Source organism: Mesocryomonas lacus (assembly GCF_055730135.2).
The window spans coordinates 1-13,742 of sequence record NZ_JBUZWE020000012.1 but is presented as its reverse complement, the minus strand read 5'-3'; the positions used below and the strand labels follow the sequence as shown (position 1 = coordinate 13,742).

Genomic DNA, 13,742 nt, shown 5'->3' with positions numbered 1-13,742 from the left:
GGGCTCTCAGTTCTCGATCGGGGTGCGGGAGCGGCGAAGACCGATCACCTTGGAGATCAGGGGCCAGACCAGCATGATCACGCCGAGGCTCATGATGGTCGCCACCAGAGGGTTCGACCAGAACACCAGGAGCGATCCCTCCGACATCAGCAGCGACTGGCGGAAGGCAGCCTCGGCCTTCGATCCCAGCACCATGGCCAGAACCAGCGGCGCGATTGGATATTCGAGCTTCTTGAAGAGGTAGCCGAGCAGGCCGAAGCCCAGCAGCAGCCAGAAGTCGAAGGTCGAATTCGCAACCTGATAGACGCCGGTCATGATCACCGCGACGATGATCGGGCCGATGATGGCGAAGGGCACGCGCAAGATCGAGGCGTAGAGCGGCACCGTGGCGAGCACCACGATGACCGCGACGACATTGCCGAGATACATCGAAGCAACGAGGCTCCAGACAAAGTCAGGCCGGTTGATGAACAGCATGGGGCCCGGGGTCAGACCCCAGATCATCAGGCCGCCCATCATCACCGCAGCGGTGGCCGAGCCCGGGATGCCGAGCGCCAGCATCGGCAGCAGCGCCGAGGTGCCGGCGGAGTGGTCGGCTGTCTCCGGCGCGACGATGCCGCGCGGATCGCCCTTGCCGAACTGCGACTGGTCGCGGGCAAAGCGCCGGGCGAAGCCGTAGCTCATGAAGGAGGCCGCCGTCGGGCCGCCGGGAGTGATGCCCATCCAGATGCCGATGAAGATCGAACGGATCATCAGCGCCCAGTAACGGGGCATCTCCTTCAGCGTCTTCCAGACATCCACGGCCCGAACGCGGGCGGAGATGCCCTTGAACGAAAGGCCCTCTTCCATGGTGAGCATCAGTTCGCCAATGCCGAAGAGGCCCATCACGGCGATGAGGAAGCTGATGCCCTTGATGAGATCGGTCATGCCGAAAGTCAGCCGCATGCCGCCGGACATGGTGTCCATCCCGACGGTGGCGAAGGCGAAGCCCAGCATCATCGAGACCAGCGTCTTGAAGGGTGAATTGGAACTCATGCCGATGAAGCTGGCAAAGGCGAGGAAGTAGACCCCGAAGAATTCAGGCGAGGAGAAGCGCAGCGCAAAGCCGGCGACCCACCCGGAAAGGAGCGTGATCATCACCACGCCGGCCAGCGCGCCGATGCCGGCGGAGACGAAGGCGAGCGTCAGCGCCCGCGTCGCCTGCCCCTGTCGCGCCATCGGATAACCATCAAAGGTGGTCGCCACGGATGACGGCTCGCCGGGGATGTTGAAGAGAATGGAGGTGGTGGAGCCGCCGAACAGCGCCCCCCAATACATGCAGGAGAGAAGGATGATCGCCGAGATCGGATCCATGGTGAAGGTCAGCGGCAGCAGCAACGACACGCCGTTCGGGGCACCGAGCCCCGGCAGGACACCGACCAGGACACCCAGCATGACGCCGACCATCATGATCATCAGGTGATAGGTGCTGAGGACGGTGGCGAAGCCGTCCATCAAGTGTCCGAGGTTGTCTGTCATGTCATCCCCTCCCGGGAGCCGGAGTCCGTGGCGGCAGGCAGCGCGGGCGCTGGCGGACGAACGTCGTCAGTAGATGCCGAACATCGCTTCGACGGGGCCCTTGAGCAGGGGAACCTGGAAGCCGATCTCGAAGATCAGGTAGAAGGCGAGAGCGACGCCGAGGCCCGACAGCAGCGATTTCCACCACGCATACTTGCCCTGGAAGATCATCGCCGCGGTGATATAGAGCAGCGTTCCCACGTAGAGACCGACGAACACCGACAGCACGGCAAAGGCGAGGACAGGCAGGAAAAAGGACGCGACGAGCCCCAGCCGGCGCCGGTCGAGGAAGACCTCGCCGACATGGTGCTTAAGGACCAGCGCCCGACCGAGATTGCCGAGGCTGCCGAGGACGATGAGCACGCCGATCCAGAACGGGAAATAACCCGACGCCGGTCCGGTCTCCTCCCAGGCGATGCCGATCTGCCACGAGCCGTAGCAGACGACGAGGCCAACGACGCCCGTCAGGCAGGCGGTGGCGATCTCCATCGCATGCCGCGACAGGCCCTTGCCGTGATCCGAATTTTCCATGACTGCCTCGCTGAAGATGGGAGCGGCCGGAGGGCGAGCGCACCCCGGCCGCGGGGATCCTACTTGACGAGCCAGCCCTCGCGGTCGAGCACCTCGATGACCCGCTTGCTGTCCTTCTCGGCATAGGCGGCGAACTCGTCGCCGGCCATGAACTCGCCGCTCTGCGCTGTCTTGGTGATGTACTCCGCCCATTCAGGCGTTTCCGACACCTTCTTCATCACGTCGCGATAGTAGGTCACCACCTCGGCATCGACACCGGCCGGCAGCCAGACGGTGCGCGGCATGCGGTAGTTGTCGAGCGCGATGCCGGCCTCCTTGCAGGTCTGGATATCGTGCCAGCCCTTTCCTTCGTAGACCGGTTCGCTCTTTGGCAGCCGCTCCTCGCGAAAGACGCAGAGCGGCTTGACCAGGCCGGCTTCCCACTGGCCGCGGTTTTCGTTGGGGTTGTTGACGTTCGCGTCGATGTGGCCGCCCGCGAGTTGGGTCAGCGCCTCGCCGCCGCCATTGAAGGGGATGTAGCGAAACTTGACACCGGTCGCCTGCGACAGCATCGAGACCAGGATCTGGTCGGTGTCCTTGGACTGGCTGCCGCCGAACTGCATGTTGCCGGCCTTCGCCGCGGCGATGAAGGCGCCGGCATCATTGTACTCGGACTTGCCGTTCACCCAGATCAGGAATTCGTCGAGGGCGAGAGACGCGACCGGCACGAGATCAGCCGGCTTGTAGGGCATCTTCGCGACATTCGGCAGCAGGTACTCGTTATTGGTCCCGAAGGTGAGCTTGTGGACGTCGCCGGCATGCGCGGCGCTATAGGCGAACCCTTCCGCCCCGGAGCCGCCACCCTTGTTCGTGACGATCACCGAGGCCTTCATGAGGTCGTGCTTGCCGATGATCATCTGGATCGTCCGGGCAAAGGTGTCGGTGCCGCCCCCGGGACCCGAGGTGACAACGAACTCGACTGGGCGGCTCGGCTCGAAAGCCTGAGCGGGCAACGCGGCGCCAAGTGCAAAAGTCGCCGCAAGTGTGATGGATCTGAGCATCGGCATTCCTCCCTGGTCAAAACTTCGGCCGCCCGGGTTTCTCCCGCAGGTCGGCCAGCTTGGGTCGACGTCAGTGCGACGTCGACTTTCCCTCGTTGGCCCGGCGCGCCATGCGGGCCGCCAGCAGCACCGCCTCGCGCGAGGCGCCGACATCGGCAATGCCCTTGCCGGCAATGTCGTAAGCGGTGCCGTGGGCCGGGGTGCACAGCGGGAACGGCAGGCCGCCCATCATGGTCACGCCCTTGTCGAAGCCCATCATCTTCATCGCGATCTGGCCCTGGTCGTGGTACATCGTCAGCACAGCGTGGAATCCTTCCTTGACGGCCCGCAGGAAGACCGTGTCGGCGGGAAATGGTCCCTCGACGTCGAAACCCAGTGCCTTGGCCCGGGCGACAGCTGGCTCGATCACGTCGATCTCCTCCATGCCGAAGCTTCCGCCGTCGCCCGCATGCGGGTTGAGGCCGGCCACGGCAATCCGGGGATGCTCGATACCGGCCCGCTTCAGGCAGGAAGCCGTGAGATCCAGCTCGGCGAGAATGGCCTCCTCGGTAATGGCCGCGGACACGGCCGAGAGCGGGATATGCGAGGTGACGCGGGCATTCCAGATCTGCTGCAGCACGTTGAACTCGCGCGCCTTGCCGGTGAAGGACAGCACATCGGCGACGAAGCGCAGCTCATCGTCATATCCGGGATAGGCGTAGCGCATCGCCTTTTTGTTGAAGGGCGTGAAGCAGACCGCTGCCGCCTCGCCCCGATGAGCCATCTCTAGGCCGAAGCGGAAGTTCTCTGTGGCGAAGCTGCCGCCGGCAAGGGTCGCCTCGCCGCGGCTGACATCGGCGAGCGCCAGGTTCTGCAGGTCCACGAACAGCGGCTTGTGGGAACGCGGGGTCAGGTCCGCACGATTGGTGGTGTAATCGAGATCGAGATCGACACCGGCGGTCCGCGCGCCGTCCTCGATCAGGCGCCGATCGCCCACGACGACGAACTGCACGGACTGGGCGAGATCTTCTTCTGCCAGCAGGCGGGCGGCCAACTCCGAGCTGACGCCCGACGGATCGCCCATGACGAGCGCCATCACGATCCGGTCGGACTGAGCCTGAAGATTTGCAGTAAGCGCCATCGCAGCGTCCTCCCAGATGCCATTGACTGACCCGGACGCTAGCGACACCACACCGCACTGGCAAGCATTTTGTATTCGGTATACAAAATTTTGAAATCGGAAAACGGGATTGGATGCTCTAGCGCTCTGCTCGTGCTACTGCGCATGACACCCAGGCCCTAGATGCAGACGATGGATATCGAAAGCGTAACATTGATCTCCGACATGAAGTCCTCCGGGATAATCTCCCGCCAATCGCTGCACGGCGAGGTCGTCAACCGGCTGCGGGATATGATCATCGAGGGTGAGTTGCTACCCGGGGCCCGCATTCACGAGGCGCAGATGGGAACGCAACTCGGCGTCTCCCGGACGCCGCTGCGCGAGGCGTTGAAATACCTTGCGAGCGAGGGGCTGGTGGAACTGGTTCTGGGCAAGGGTGCCGTGGTCAAGCGATTTGGCGCCAAGGAGGTCCAGGACATGCTCCTCGTCGTCAAGGCGATGGAGGAACTGGCCGGAGCCCTCGCCTGCAGAAACGCCAGCGACGCCGACATTGCCATGGTGCGTAACCTCCACGACGCGATGCTGGCGGCCTATGCGCAAGGCGACCGGCTGGAATATTTCAAGCTGAACCAGAACATCCATTCGGCCATCGTGGCTGCTTCGGACAATTTCACGCTCATCAACCTTCACGCACTCCTCCAGTCCAGGTTGAAACGCGTCCGGTTCATCGGGCACGAAGGGCCGGAAAAGTGGGCAGCGGCCGTGGCTGAGCATGACGATATGGTGAGAGCCCTTGAAGCGCGGGACGCAGTCGCGCTTCCCAGTGTGCTTGGAACACACCTCGCAAACGCATGGGTTCGCGTGCGAGATCAGTGGGATGTGACGTCGGTGTGACGTCAAAACGCTCCCGAGCGTTCTTTACTGCATCAAGCCTGCGCCACACCTCTGCCGAACATCCTGACCACAGGCGGGAATCGAAGCCGCAGATTGAATACCCGACAAAGCGCTTCGACATCCACCAGGCAAATCGTCATTGCATGTGAAATGGCGGTCGTAACCTGCCTGCGCGTCGCTGCTAAGCAAGAACCTAGCGAGTATAACTGAACATCCGCCGGGACCGAAAGCGGCCTTGCGGCTTCCCAGTGGCTATGGCGGATAGCGGCCCTTCCGCTATCGACCCTTCTCGGAAGTTAGACCGCTTCCGCTGTATTCTCGGAAGCGGCCATTCATGTCACCGAATTTGAGGCGAAGGGGCAAAAGCCTTACGCGACGACATGACCTACGCGCGTCGTCAACTTGCTTCGAGAAGCCCGTCCAATTGGCGGACATGATCAGGCGAGAGCTTCAACGATGCCGCCGCAACGTTTGCGTGGAGATGGGCGCGGCGCGAGGTGCCGGGGATGACGAGAATGTTGGCGCTGCGCTGGAGAAGCCATGCCAGGGCGACCGCCTGGGATGTCTCCCCCATCGACGTCGCGACTGACGTGAGGCGATCCGTCTGGAGCGGCGTGAAGCCGCCGAGTGGGAAGTAGGGGACATAGGCGATCCCGTCCGCAGCCAGCGCGTCGATCATCGCTTCGTCGGCGCGGTGGACGAGGTTGTACTGGTTCTGCACGCAGACGATCGGTGCGATCTCGCGGGCGATAGCAAGCTGCGGCTCGTCCACCGTGCTGATGCCGATATGATCGAGGAGCCCCTCCTCCTGCATCCGGCGCAAAGCCTTCATAGGAGCGGCCACATCGTCCTCGGGGCCGCCCATGCGCAGGTTCACGATCGCCATTCGGTCCAGACCGAGGTTGCGCAGGTTGTCCTCGACCGACCGCCGCAGGAAGTCGGCGTCGCGCTGAAGGATCCAGCCGCCGGTCTCATCGCGATAGGCGCCGATCTTGGTTATGATCGTCAGGTCGGCATCGTAAGGATGCAGCGCTTCGCGGATGAGGCGGTTTGTGACGTGCGGCCCGTAAAAGTCACTGGTATCGATGTGGTCGATGCCGAGCCGTCGCGCTTCCTGGAGGACGGCCCTCGCTTCCTCGGGATCGCGCGGCTCTCCGAAGACATGCGGTCCGGCCAGTTGCATGGCGCCATAGCCCATGCGGTTCACCGAGAGCGACGTGCCGGGAAAGGTAAAGCAGCCAGCGGCGGCCGCGTTCGGTAGGGTCGTTGCATTGGACATGCCAGGTCTCCTTGCTGATGAGCGTAAGTTGCCTGTTCGGTAGGGATTTGATAATCGGCGTCCCAGCGAATAGCCTGTTCGCCATGCCGATCAATAAGCACTCCCCTTCCTTCGACGACCTGCGAGTATTTCTGACCGTGATCGAGGCCGCAGGCTTCCGCGTCGCGGCAAGGCGCCTTGGCCTTTCACCGTCCACGGTCAGTGAGACTATATCGCGGCTCGAGGCACAGATCGGCGTCCCGCTCCTGGCGAGAACGACGCGCAGCGTGGTGCCGACTGAAGCGGGCTCCGCCTTCGCGGCACGTCTGGCGCCCCTCTTCGGCGAGGCCCTTGCGGCCATGACGGACGTCGCTAACTCGAATGACGCCGTGCGCGGTCGTCTGAAGCTCAACGTTCCGGGCGCCGTGATGCGGGACATCCTGCCTCCGCTGATCGACCGGTTCCTCGAGCGCCACCCCGAAGTGCGGGTAGAGATCGTAGTGGAAGACCGGCTGGTCGACATCACAGCCGCCGGCTGCGATGCGGGCATCCGCTACGGGGAGCACCTGGAACAGGACATGATCGCGGTGCCGATCGGGCCCCGGCAGCAGGAAAGCGGCCTTGCCGCCGCCCCATCCTACGTTGCCCGACATCCGGTTCCGGAACATCCGCGTGACCTTCTCAACCACGCTTGTCTGCGGATCCGCTTCACCGGGGCGGCGCTGAGCCCTTGGGAGTTCGAGAAGGGTGACGAGACCATCCGCGTCGACCCGCCCGCGCGGATCATCCTTGGCACAGCCGGCGTCGAGGCCTTGATGCACCATGCCCTGATGGGCCAAGGCATCCTGTATTCGTTCCGCAACTGGCTCGACCCGCATTTTGCGTCCGGGGCTCTCGTGCCCCTGCTCCGCGAGTGGTGGCCGAGATACGACGGCCCTCGCCTCTACTTCTCCAGCCGCTTCATGCCCGCGCCGCTTCGTGCGTTCGTCGATTTAGTGACGGAATGATCGGAGAAGTTGCAACCCGCTCCAGAGCTATCAAGGCCGACCGCTTGACCCAATGAAGCTGCATTGAACAGAGCTTCAATCACAGCTCAAACGACGGTCAACTATCCGCTTCCGACCCCTTGAAGTCTCACAAGCTAGCCTCTGCGCGGATTAAGCCGACATTCTTTCAGGAGGACGTGAGGGCTTCCCTATGTCCCATCCTTGGCATCACCCGCATGTAGACCAGCGACGCGACTAGCTCGATGACCGTCTGGGCGACGATCACGGCCGGCAGGAGAGGCATGGCGCCGGGAACGGCAAAAGTCAGAGGCAGCACGACGAGGGAGTTGCGCGCCGCCGAGCTGAACGATGTCGCCCTTGCCCCCGGGAGCGTCCAGGCGCGCCAGCCGGTCCACAAACCAGCCGATAACCGGCGCGGAGACGGCGTAGGCGACGTAGATCGGCACCACGCGGAGCGCGCCGTCGACCGCGAGCCCAAGGTGAGGCACCACCGCGGCGAAGACCAGGAACAGTAAGAGCGCCGTCGCTGGGACTGGCGTGACCCCGAGGCCCTCAGGGCGCCGGGCATCTCTCGTAGGCGTTCGACTTGTCCCCCTCGTAGGCGATCGTCAGGCGGTCGCCCTTCTTTACGAGCTCAAGGCTCATGCCCCACTCCTCGCCCTCGCCGGAGCAGGTCATCGCGGCCTTGGTGGATCCCTTGCGGGCCGCGGCCTTTCCGATCTCGCAATCGCTCTCGTACATCTTGAGCTTCGTGCCCGCGACGAGCACGGGAACCCCATCACCCTCGGTGGCGGTGCAGGACTGTTCCCCTGTCCTCCAGGTGCCGTCGAAGGGGCCTGGAGGCTGCGGGGGCATCGACCCGCCGAAGCGTTGCACCTCCCCGCTCTTCGCCGGGGCAGCCGCCTCGTAGTCGCCGTTCCCCTTGGAGCATCCTGCGATCTTCAGGAAGTTGGGGAGCGAGACCTGTGGGTCGTCGCCGAGCGAGGCGAACGCCTTCACGTCGAAGACGTCAGCTTTGACGGTCAGCGGCTCCACCGCATGGAAGCGGCGGTAGCCGATCCACTGGGCGAGATCGGCGAAGACGACGTATTCGGGGCTGCCTTCCGGCCCGACCACGGTCTCGGGGGCGGTGACGGGATCGCCGCTCGACATGGGGACGGTCACCGAACAGAACGGGACGCCGTTCGAGCATGCGTACTCCGCGGTCACGCGCCACGCGAGCTTGCCCCCGACACGACCATCGAAGAAGTAGGGGCCGCTGGTGATGACGCCCGGCCCCTTGTAGGCGCGAACCTCCAGTGGACCGTTGATAGATGACCAAACCTCGCCTGCGTTCCCGCAGTCGGCGCCTGCGGCTGTGCATAGGGCGAAGAGAGCCAAGGTGGAGGCGGCAGTCCCGTTCATTCCTGCGTTCCCGTCCGCGGCATGCGGCAACCATATTCCTGACACCCGTAGAGCCGGAAGGCGAGACCGCTGTCCCCGGGCCAATTCATGGGAATAGCGCGTAGCCCGCGTTAGGTGCGATGCAGGTCCTTTGGTAGCCTCCCGTCCGGAAGCTTCCGTGTCGACGCCAGGACGATGACCGCGGCCGACAACAGGATGCTCGACACCAGACCGCCGATGGCGAGAAGGCCAGGCGTCGAAACCGACACTTGGCCTGCGATGTGACCACGGCCTACGTTCATCTGCAACGAAGCCTCGTTACGTTTTGCTCCATGAGTCAGCGCATTTTGCTGTTGCTGGAGCGACACCCGATCCATCCCCATGGCTCTACTCAGTTGTTGGGACCATCGATCCGGCTTGGCTGGATCGGGTCTGATGTCGGAAAGCTGTCTTCGAGAGACTTCTCCAGCTTTTCGTCATCCGTCATTGGACGCTCCTGGTGACCGGGCGTACCGTGATCGTCGCCGATCTTCTGCATGTCGGGCGTAGTGTGGGTGCTGGTTGGGTTGGACATCGTGCTTTCTCCAAGGATCCGAGTAAGAAGGGTCTTGGCACGTCATCGTTCCGGTGGGCCTTACCTCTTCCTCGATATGAAGCGGAACGAGACACCTTGCCGACGACGCCGGCGTCACCCATCACGATCTGAAGACTATTACCGAGCGGCGCCAGGGATCGGATCGATGACATGAGCCATGCACAAGAAGCCCTATCGATCCTGGCCGGCTACGCGGAGGGACCCGTGGTTGCGTTGTCCGAGGCTTTGAGCTTTTGGGGCGGCGTGGATCCTTCGACGGGCCGCATCATCGACGCGCGTCATCCACAGCACGGCGCCGAGCTTGCCGGCGCCGTCGTGGTGGTCCCAACAAGCCGCGGATCCTGCTCGGGCTCGGGCGTCATCCTAGAGCTGGCGCTGGCTGGACGCGTGCCGGCGGCCCTTATCTTCTCGGAACCCGAGGACGTGGCGACGCTGGGTGCCCTCGTGGCGGTGGAGATGTTCGGCCACACGCTCCCCGTCCTACGGGTCCCCCGAGCCACTTTCGACGTCGTCGCCTCGAGCACTTTCGTGCGGATCACGCCGCAGGCGATCCTAGCAGACGGAACCGAGATCCCGGTCGTTTCGGCCCCTGACTCGTCGCTGGCCCTCTCCTGGGACGACCAGGCAATGCTGGCGGGCGAGAAGGGCAAGGCCGCCGCCCAGGCCATGCGTATCCTCGTTGCGATGGGGCGCCAGCAAGGTGCGACCGAACTGATCGACGTTTCGCGCGCTCACATCGACGGCTGCATTTATGCCGGCCCCGCCAACCTCGTATTCGCCGAGACCATGGAAGCGATGGGCGCACGTGTCACCGTGCCGACGACAATGAATGCCATTTCCGTTGACCGTGGGCATTGGGAACAGCAGGGCGTGCCGCCTGCGTTCGGCGCGCCGGCCGCAGCGCTTGCCGACTCCTATGTCCGGATGGGGTGCCAACCGACCTTCACCTGCGCGCCCTACCTCCTCGACGATGCTCCGATCGAAGGGGAGGCCATCGGCTGGTCGGAATCCAACGCCGTCATCTTCGCAAACAGCGTCCTCGGCGCGCGCACCGCCAAGCATCCCGACTTCCTCGACCTGTGCATTGCCATCACTGGACGTGCTCCTCTTGCGGGCGCTTTCCTGGACGCGGAGCGTCGCGCCCGTTTGGTGATCGACGTCCACTTGCCGCGCGATGCGGACGCGGCGGTGTGGCCGCTGATCGGCTATCTGGCCGGCCATGCCGCCCGGGACGGGGTGCCGCTCCTGCGAGGTCTCTCCGAGGGCGACCCGAGCCGAGACGACCTCAAGGCGCTCTGCGCGGCTTTCGGCACGACGTCGGCAGCGCCAATGCTCCACATCGAAGGCGTGACGCCCGAGTCAGCGGGCGCAGCGCTGCCCGACGCAGCCCACGCCGTCATCGCGCTGGCCGATCTTGCCGCAGGATGGCGGCGACTGAACGCGGGTCCGGATAACGTCGACCTCGTCGCGATCGGCAGCCCGCACGCCTCGCTGGACGAGTGCAGGGCCCTTGCGGACGCGCTCGGAAGCAGAAGCCGGGATCCGCGCGTCACTGCGATCGTCACGGCAGGGCGGCAGGTCCTCGTCGCCGCCGAAGCCGACGGCACGCGATCACGCCTGTTAGCCTCAGGCGTCGAGATGATCGCGGACCTCTGCTGGTGCTCGATCTCACGTCCCGTGTTTCCCGCCGAGGCGAAGACGGTGATCACCACCTCGGGCAAGTACGCCCATTACGGACCCGGGTTGTCGGGCTGTGCTGTGCGGCTTGGCACCCTTGCCGACTGCGCCGAAGCGCTCGTTACTGGGCGGGCTCCTGCCTATCTACCGACGTGGCTTTCCTGACCCAGGCTGACGTGGGGGTGGCAGGGTAATCGAAGGGATAGCGTAGTGGATCGGCTTCACTGAAGCCGTGCCGCTAGTTCGCCGCCGTCACGACCAGTCTCGTTGAGTGTCGGGAATAGACGACATCTAGTCGGTTGCCGTGGCCAAGGTCACCCAGCCAAAGATCAGAAAACATTTCCGCCCTATCAGCGGCTGAGACGCGTCGGCGATAGGGAGCGGCTGAGGGGCTGCTCTCCACCCCGTCCGGTCTCGAGCGCTTATTGAAGCAGCCGTCCGGAAGCGGTCGGACGGCTCTCGACCCAAAATTGTCATTGTCGAGCAATCAATGGTGTTCCCAAAGCAGACATTGCGCTTCGCAGGTCGCGGCTGTCCGGCTCCAATTCAAGGCCATCGGTAGCATCGACAATCTATCGGTGAGACAAGAACGTTTTCGCCAGGGACTATTAAATCCTGCGGGTCTCGGCAACGAATGGCACCAAACGCCTCCAGGAAGAGACCTGTCTAAGCCAGATATACGATTATCCCGAGATAGAGGTCGATTTACGCAAAGCAACGGGAATTTCGGGGCGCAACTTGTCGTTAACCTCGCCAATTCTCTTCCGTCTCTCAGCAAGGAATTCGATGGCTAATTCATGATTGGGAAAGTCGATGGGGAGCAGATCAGCAATGATCGCAAACAAGAGGCCCCCATGACAGCCCTGCACCTCGCAGCCACCGACAATCGACTGCCGCCCGAAGCGGATGTCGTGCTGGACAGTCTGTCCCATCCCGTACTGGCTTTGGACCACGACGAGGAACTGACATACGCGAACGCGTCGGCTCAAGGCATGCTCGGGGGCTGGATCGTCGGCCTTCGTTTCAGGGATGTGTTTCCCGAACACAAGGACCCGCTCGACCGTCTGGCCGCCGAGGGGAAGCCATTCATGGTCACTTCGAAGGAAAACTCCCGCTACAAAGCGTTTATTGGTGCCGCCACCAAAACGGGTCGCGTGTTGAGCCTGTTTCCGGACGAGACAGACGCAGTACCTGTCGTCGTCGAGAAGGATGAACTCACCGGGTTGTTGAAACGCAACGGTCTCACCGTTGGCCTTGAGAACGCACTTGCTGTTGCTCCCTCAGAGCAGCGACGCGTAGCTGTCCACTGTATCGATCTCGATAGGTTCAAGATCGTCAACGACACTCTCGGCCATGGGATCGGCGACCTGCTTCTGCAGAAGGTGGCGGACCGGATCCGCTCGGCCTGCCGAAAGGACGACTGCGTCGCCCGTATCGGCGGCGACGAGTTCGTGGTCGTCCAGACAGGTATCGTAGATCAGCAAGATACGGAGCGGCTTGCCTTGCGGCTCGTGGACCTGATCGGTAGGACCTATGTGTTGGGCGGCCATACTGTAAACATTGGCGCCAGCGTCGGTGTCGCAATCGCCGAGCCTGGCAACGGGCCCCGCGACTTGCTCCGGAACGGCGATCTCGCCCTCTACGAAGCCAAGCGCGCTGGACGCGGTCGATTTCGCGTCTTTGAAACTGGGATGGATGCAGCCCTCCGTGACCGCCGGGAGCTTGAGATCGACCTTCGCAGGGCGCTCGCCCTCCGACAATTCGACGTCCACTACCAGCCCTTCGTAGATCTTCAGTCGAGTAAGGTCATGGGGTTCGAGGCTCTTATACGCTGGGACCATCCCGTCCGGGGACGGGTATCACCGGTCGACTTTATTCCGCTTTCCGAAGAAACGGGCCTTATCTGCAAGATCGGGGAATGGGTGCTCCGCACTGCTTGCTCCACGGCCATGACATGGCCGGACGACATGACGGTCGCGGTCAACGTCTCACCTGTTCAGTTCAAGTCCGATGCCCTCGTCGAAACGGTGCTCTCGGCGCTCGCTCATGCAGGACTCCCGCCTCACAGGCTGGAAATCGAGATCACCGAAGGTGCGCTCCTCGACAACACAGAAAACGTGCTGCGAACATTGCACGCCCTCCGCGATCTCGGGGTGAAGATCTCGATGGACGACTTCGGTACGGGCTATTCCTCGCTCAGCTACCTCCAGAAGTTTCCCTTCAGCAAGATCAAGATCGACCGCTCCTTCGTCCAGGGCGCCAGCGAAGGCGGAGACAGCGAGGCGATACTCAAGGCGATCGCTGGCCTTGGACAGAGCCTTGGCATGTCGATCACCGCAGAGGGCGTGGAGACACAGGAGCAGCTTGCACATATCCGTGGCGAGCACTGCACGCACGTCCAGGGCTTCTTCACCGGCCGCCCGATGTCGGCGGACAGCATCGCCAGTTTCCTCGCTTCGTGAGAACCAGAATGTCAGACAATCTGTACCAGCTCGTTTACTACAGCCGTAACGAGATCTCGGAAGACAACGCGGACTTCGTGGCCGAGGTAAACTCCATCCTCGAGGCCAGCCGCCGCAACAACCAGGCCGTCGGCATTACCGGCGCGCTGCTATTTAACGCCGGCGTTTTCGCACAGGTATTGGAGGGCCCGCTGGCAGCCGTTGAGGCTACCTTCGAGCGGATTCAGCAGGACTACCGG

13 protein-coding genes are annotated in these 13,742 nt (G+C 63.3%); 6 read left to right on the top strand and 7 right to left on the bottom strand.

Annotation, left to right across the window (positions count from 1 at the left end; translation table 11 throughout):
* Positions 1–6: 6 nt before the first annotated feature.
* The 4 genes from ACZLZY_RS18145 to ACZLZY_RS18130 form a co-directional block, all read right to left on the bottom strand.
* Entirely contained in the window at positions 7–1,518 is a 1,512-nt protein-coding gene (locus ACZLZY_RS18145; protein WP_472934972.1) for a tripartite tricarboxylate transporter permease, read from the bottom strand.
* A gap of 66 nt (positions 1,519–1,584) precedes the next feature.
* The gene (locus tag ACZLZY_RS18140) at positions 1,585–2,088 is read right to left on the bottom strand and encodes a tripartite tricarboxylate transporter TctB family protein (protein WP_472934971.1); all 504 of its coding nucleotides are present in this window, start codon (positions 2,086–2,088) and stop codon (positions 1,585–1,587) included.
* A gap of 59 nt (positions 2,089–2,147) precedes the next feature.
* On the bottom strand, positions 2,148–3,128 hold the full coding sequence (locus tag ACZLZY_RS18135) for a Bug family tripartite tricarboxylate transporter substrate binding protein (protein ID WP_472934970.1): 981 nt from the start codon (positions 3,126–3,128) through the stop codon (positions 2,148–2,150).
* Positions 3,129–3,198: 70 nt separating this feature from the next.
* Positions 3,199–4,248 (bottom strand): 4-hydroxythreonine-4-phosphate dehydrogenase PdxA, encoded by a 1,050-nt coding sequence (locus ACZLZY_RS18130; RefSeq protein ID WP_472934969.1) that lies wholly within the window; start codon positions 4,246–4,248, stop codon positions 3,199–3,201.
* A 171-nt stretch (positions 4,249–4,419) separates the two neighbouring features.
* Between ACZLZY_RS18130 and ACZLZY_RS18125 the strand changes: the two genes are divergently transcribed.
* Positions 4,420–5,121, top strand: coding sequence for a GntR family transcriptional regulator (locus ACZLZY_RS18125; protein ID WP_472934968.1), 702 nt, complete (start codon positions 4,420–4,422; stop codon positions 5,119–5,121).
* Positions 5,122–5,518: 397 nt separating this feature from the next.
* On the opposite strand, the gene ACZLZY_RS18120 is transcribed toward ACZLZY_RS18125, so the two are convergent.
* The gene (locus ACZLZY_RS18120; RefSeq protein WP_472934967.1) at positions 5,519–6,400 is read right to left on the bottom strand and encodes an oxidoreductase; all 882 of its coding nucleotides are present in this window, start codon (positions 6,398–6,400) and stop codon (positions 5,519–5,521) included.
* A gap of 17 nt (positions 6,401–6,417) precedes the next feature.
* Here ACZLZY_RS18120 and ACZLZY_RS18115 point away from each other — a divergent pair, with 17 nt between their 5' ends.
* Together ACZLZY_RS18115 and ACZLZY_RS18110 are read left to right on the top strand one after the other, a co-directional pair.
* Positions 6,418–7,386 carry a LysR substrate-binding domain-containing protein gene (locus ACZLZY_RS18115; protein ID WP_496253594.1) on the top strand — a complete coding sequence of 323 codons (969 nt, stop codon included), beginning with the start codon at positions 6,418–6,420 and terminating at the stop codon, positions 7,384–7,386.
* A gap of 242 nt (positions 7,387–7,628) precedes the next feature.
* On the top strand, positions 7,629–7,901 hold the full coding sequence (locus ACZLZY_RS18110) for a hypothetical protein (protein ID WP_472934965.1): 273 nt from the start codon (positions 7,629–7,631) through the stop codon (positions 7,899–7,901).
* A gap of 37 nt (positions 7,902–7,938) precedes the next feature.
* Here the strand turns inward: ACZLZY_RS18110 and ACZLZY_RS18105 are convergent, their stop codons facing one another.
* Together ACZLZY_RS18105 and ACZLZY_RS18100 are read right to left on the bottom strand one after the other, a co-directional pair.
* Positions 7,939–8,790 carry a hypothetical protein gene (locus tag ACZLZY_RS18105; RefSeq protein ID WP_472934964.1) on the bottom strand — a complete coding sequence of 284 codons (852 nt, stop codon included), beginning with the start codon at positions 8,788–8,790 and terminating at the stop codon, positions 7,939–7,941.
* A gap of 370 nt (positions 8,791–9,160) precedes the next feature.
* Complete coding sequence (locus tag ACZLZY_RS18100) at positions 9,161–9,343, bottom strand: hypothetical protein (protein WP_472934963.1); 183 nt, start codon at positions 9,341–9,343, stop codon at positions 9,161–9,163.
* A 171-nt stretch (positions 9,344–9,514) separates the two neighbouring features.
* Between ACZLZY_RS18100 and lhpI the strand changes: the two genes are divergently transcribed.
* The 3 genes from lhpI to ACZLZY_RS18085 form a co-directional block, all read left to right on the top strand.
* Complete coding sequence (gene lhpI, locus ACZLZY_RS18095; RefSeq protein ID WP_472934962.1) at positions 9,515–11,206, top strand: cis-3-hydroxy-L-proline dehydratase; 1,692 nt, start codon at positions 9,515–9,517, stop codon at positions 11,204–11,206.
* Positions 11,207–11,895: 689 nt separating this feature from the next.
* On the top strand, positions 11,896–13,503 hold the full coding sequence (locus ACZLZY_RS18090; RefSeq protein ID WP_472934961.1) for a putative bifunctional diguanylate cyclase/phosphodiesterase: 1,608 nt from the start codon (positions 11,896–11,898) through the stop codon (positions 13,501–13,503).
* A gap of 8 nt (positions 13,504–13,511) precedes the next feature.
* A partial coding sequence (locus ACZLZY_RS18085) for a BLUF domain-containing protein (protein WP_472934960.1) occupies positions 13,512–13,742 on the top strand: 231 nt, incomplete at its 3' end.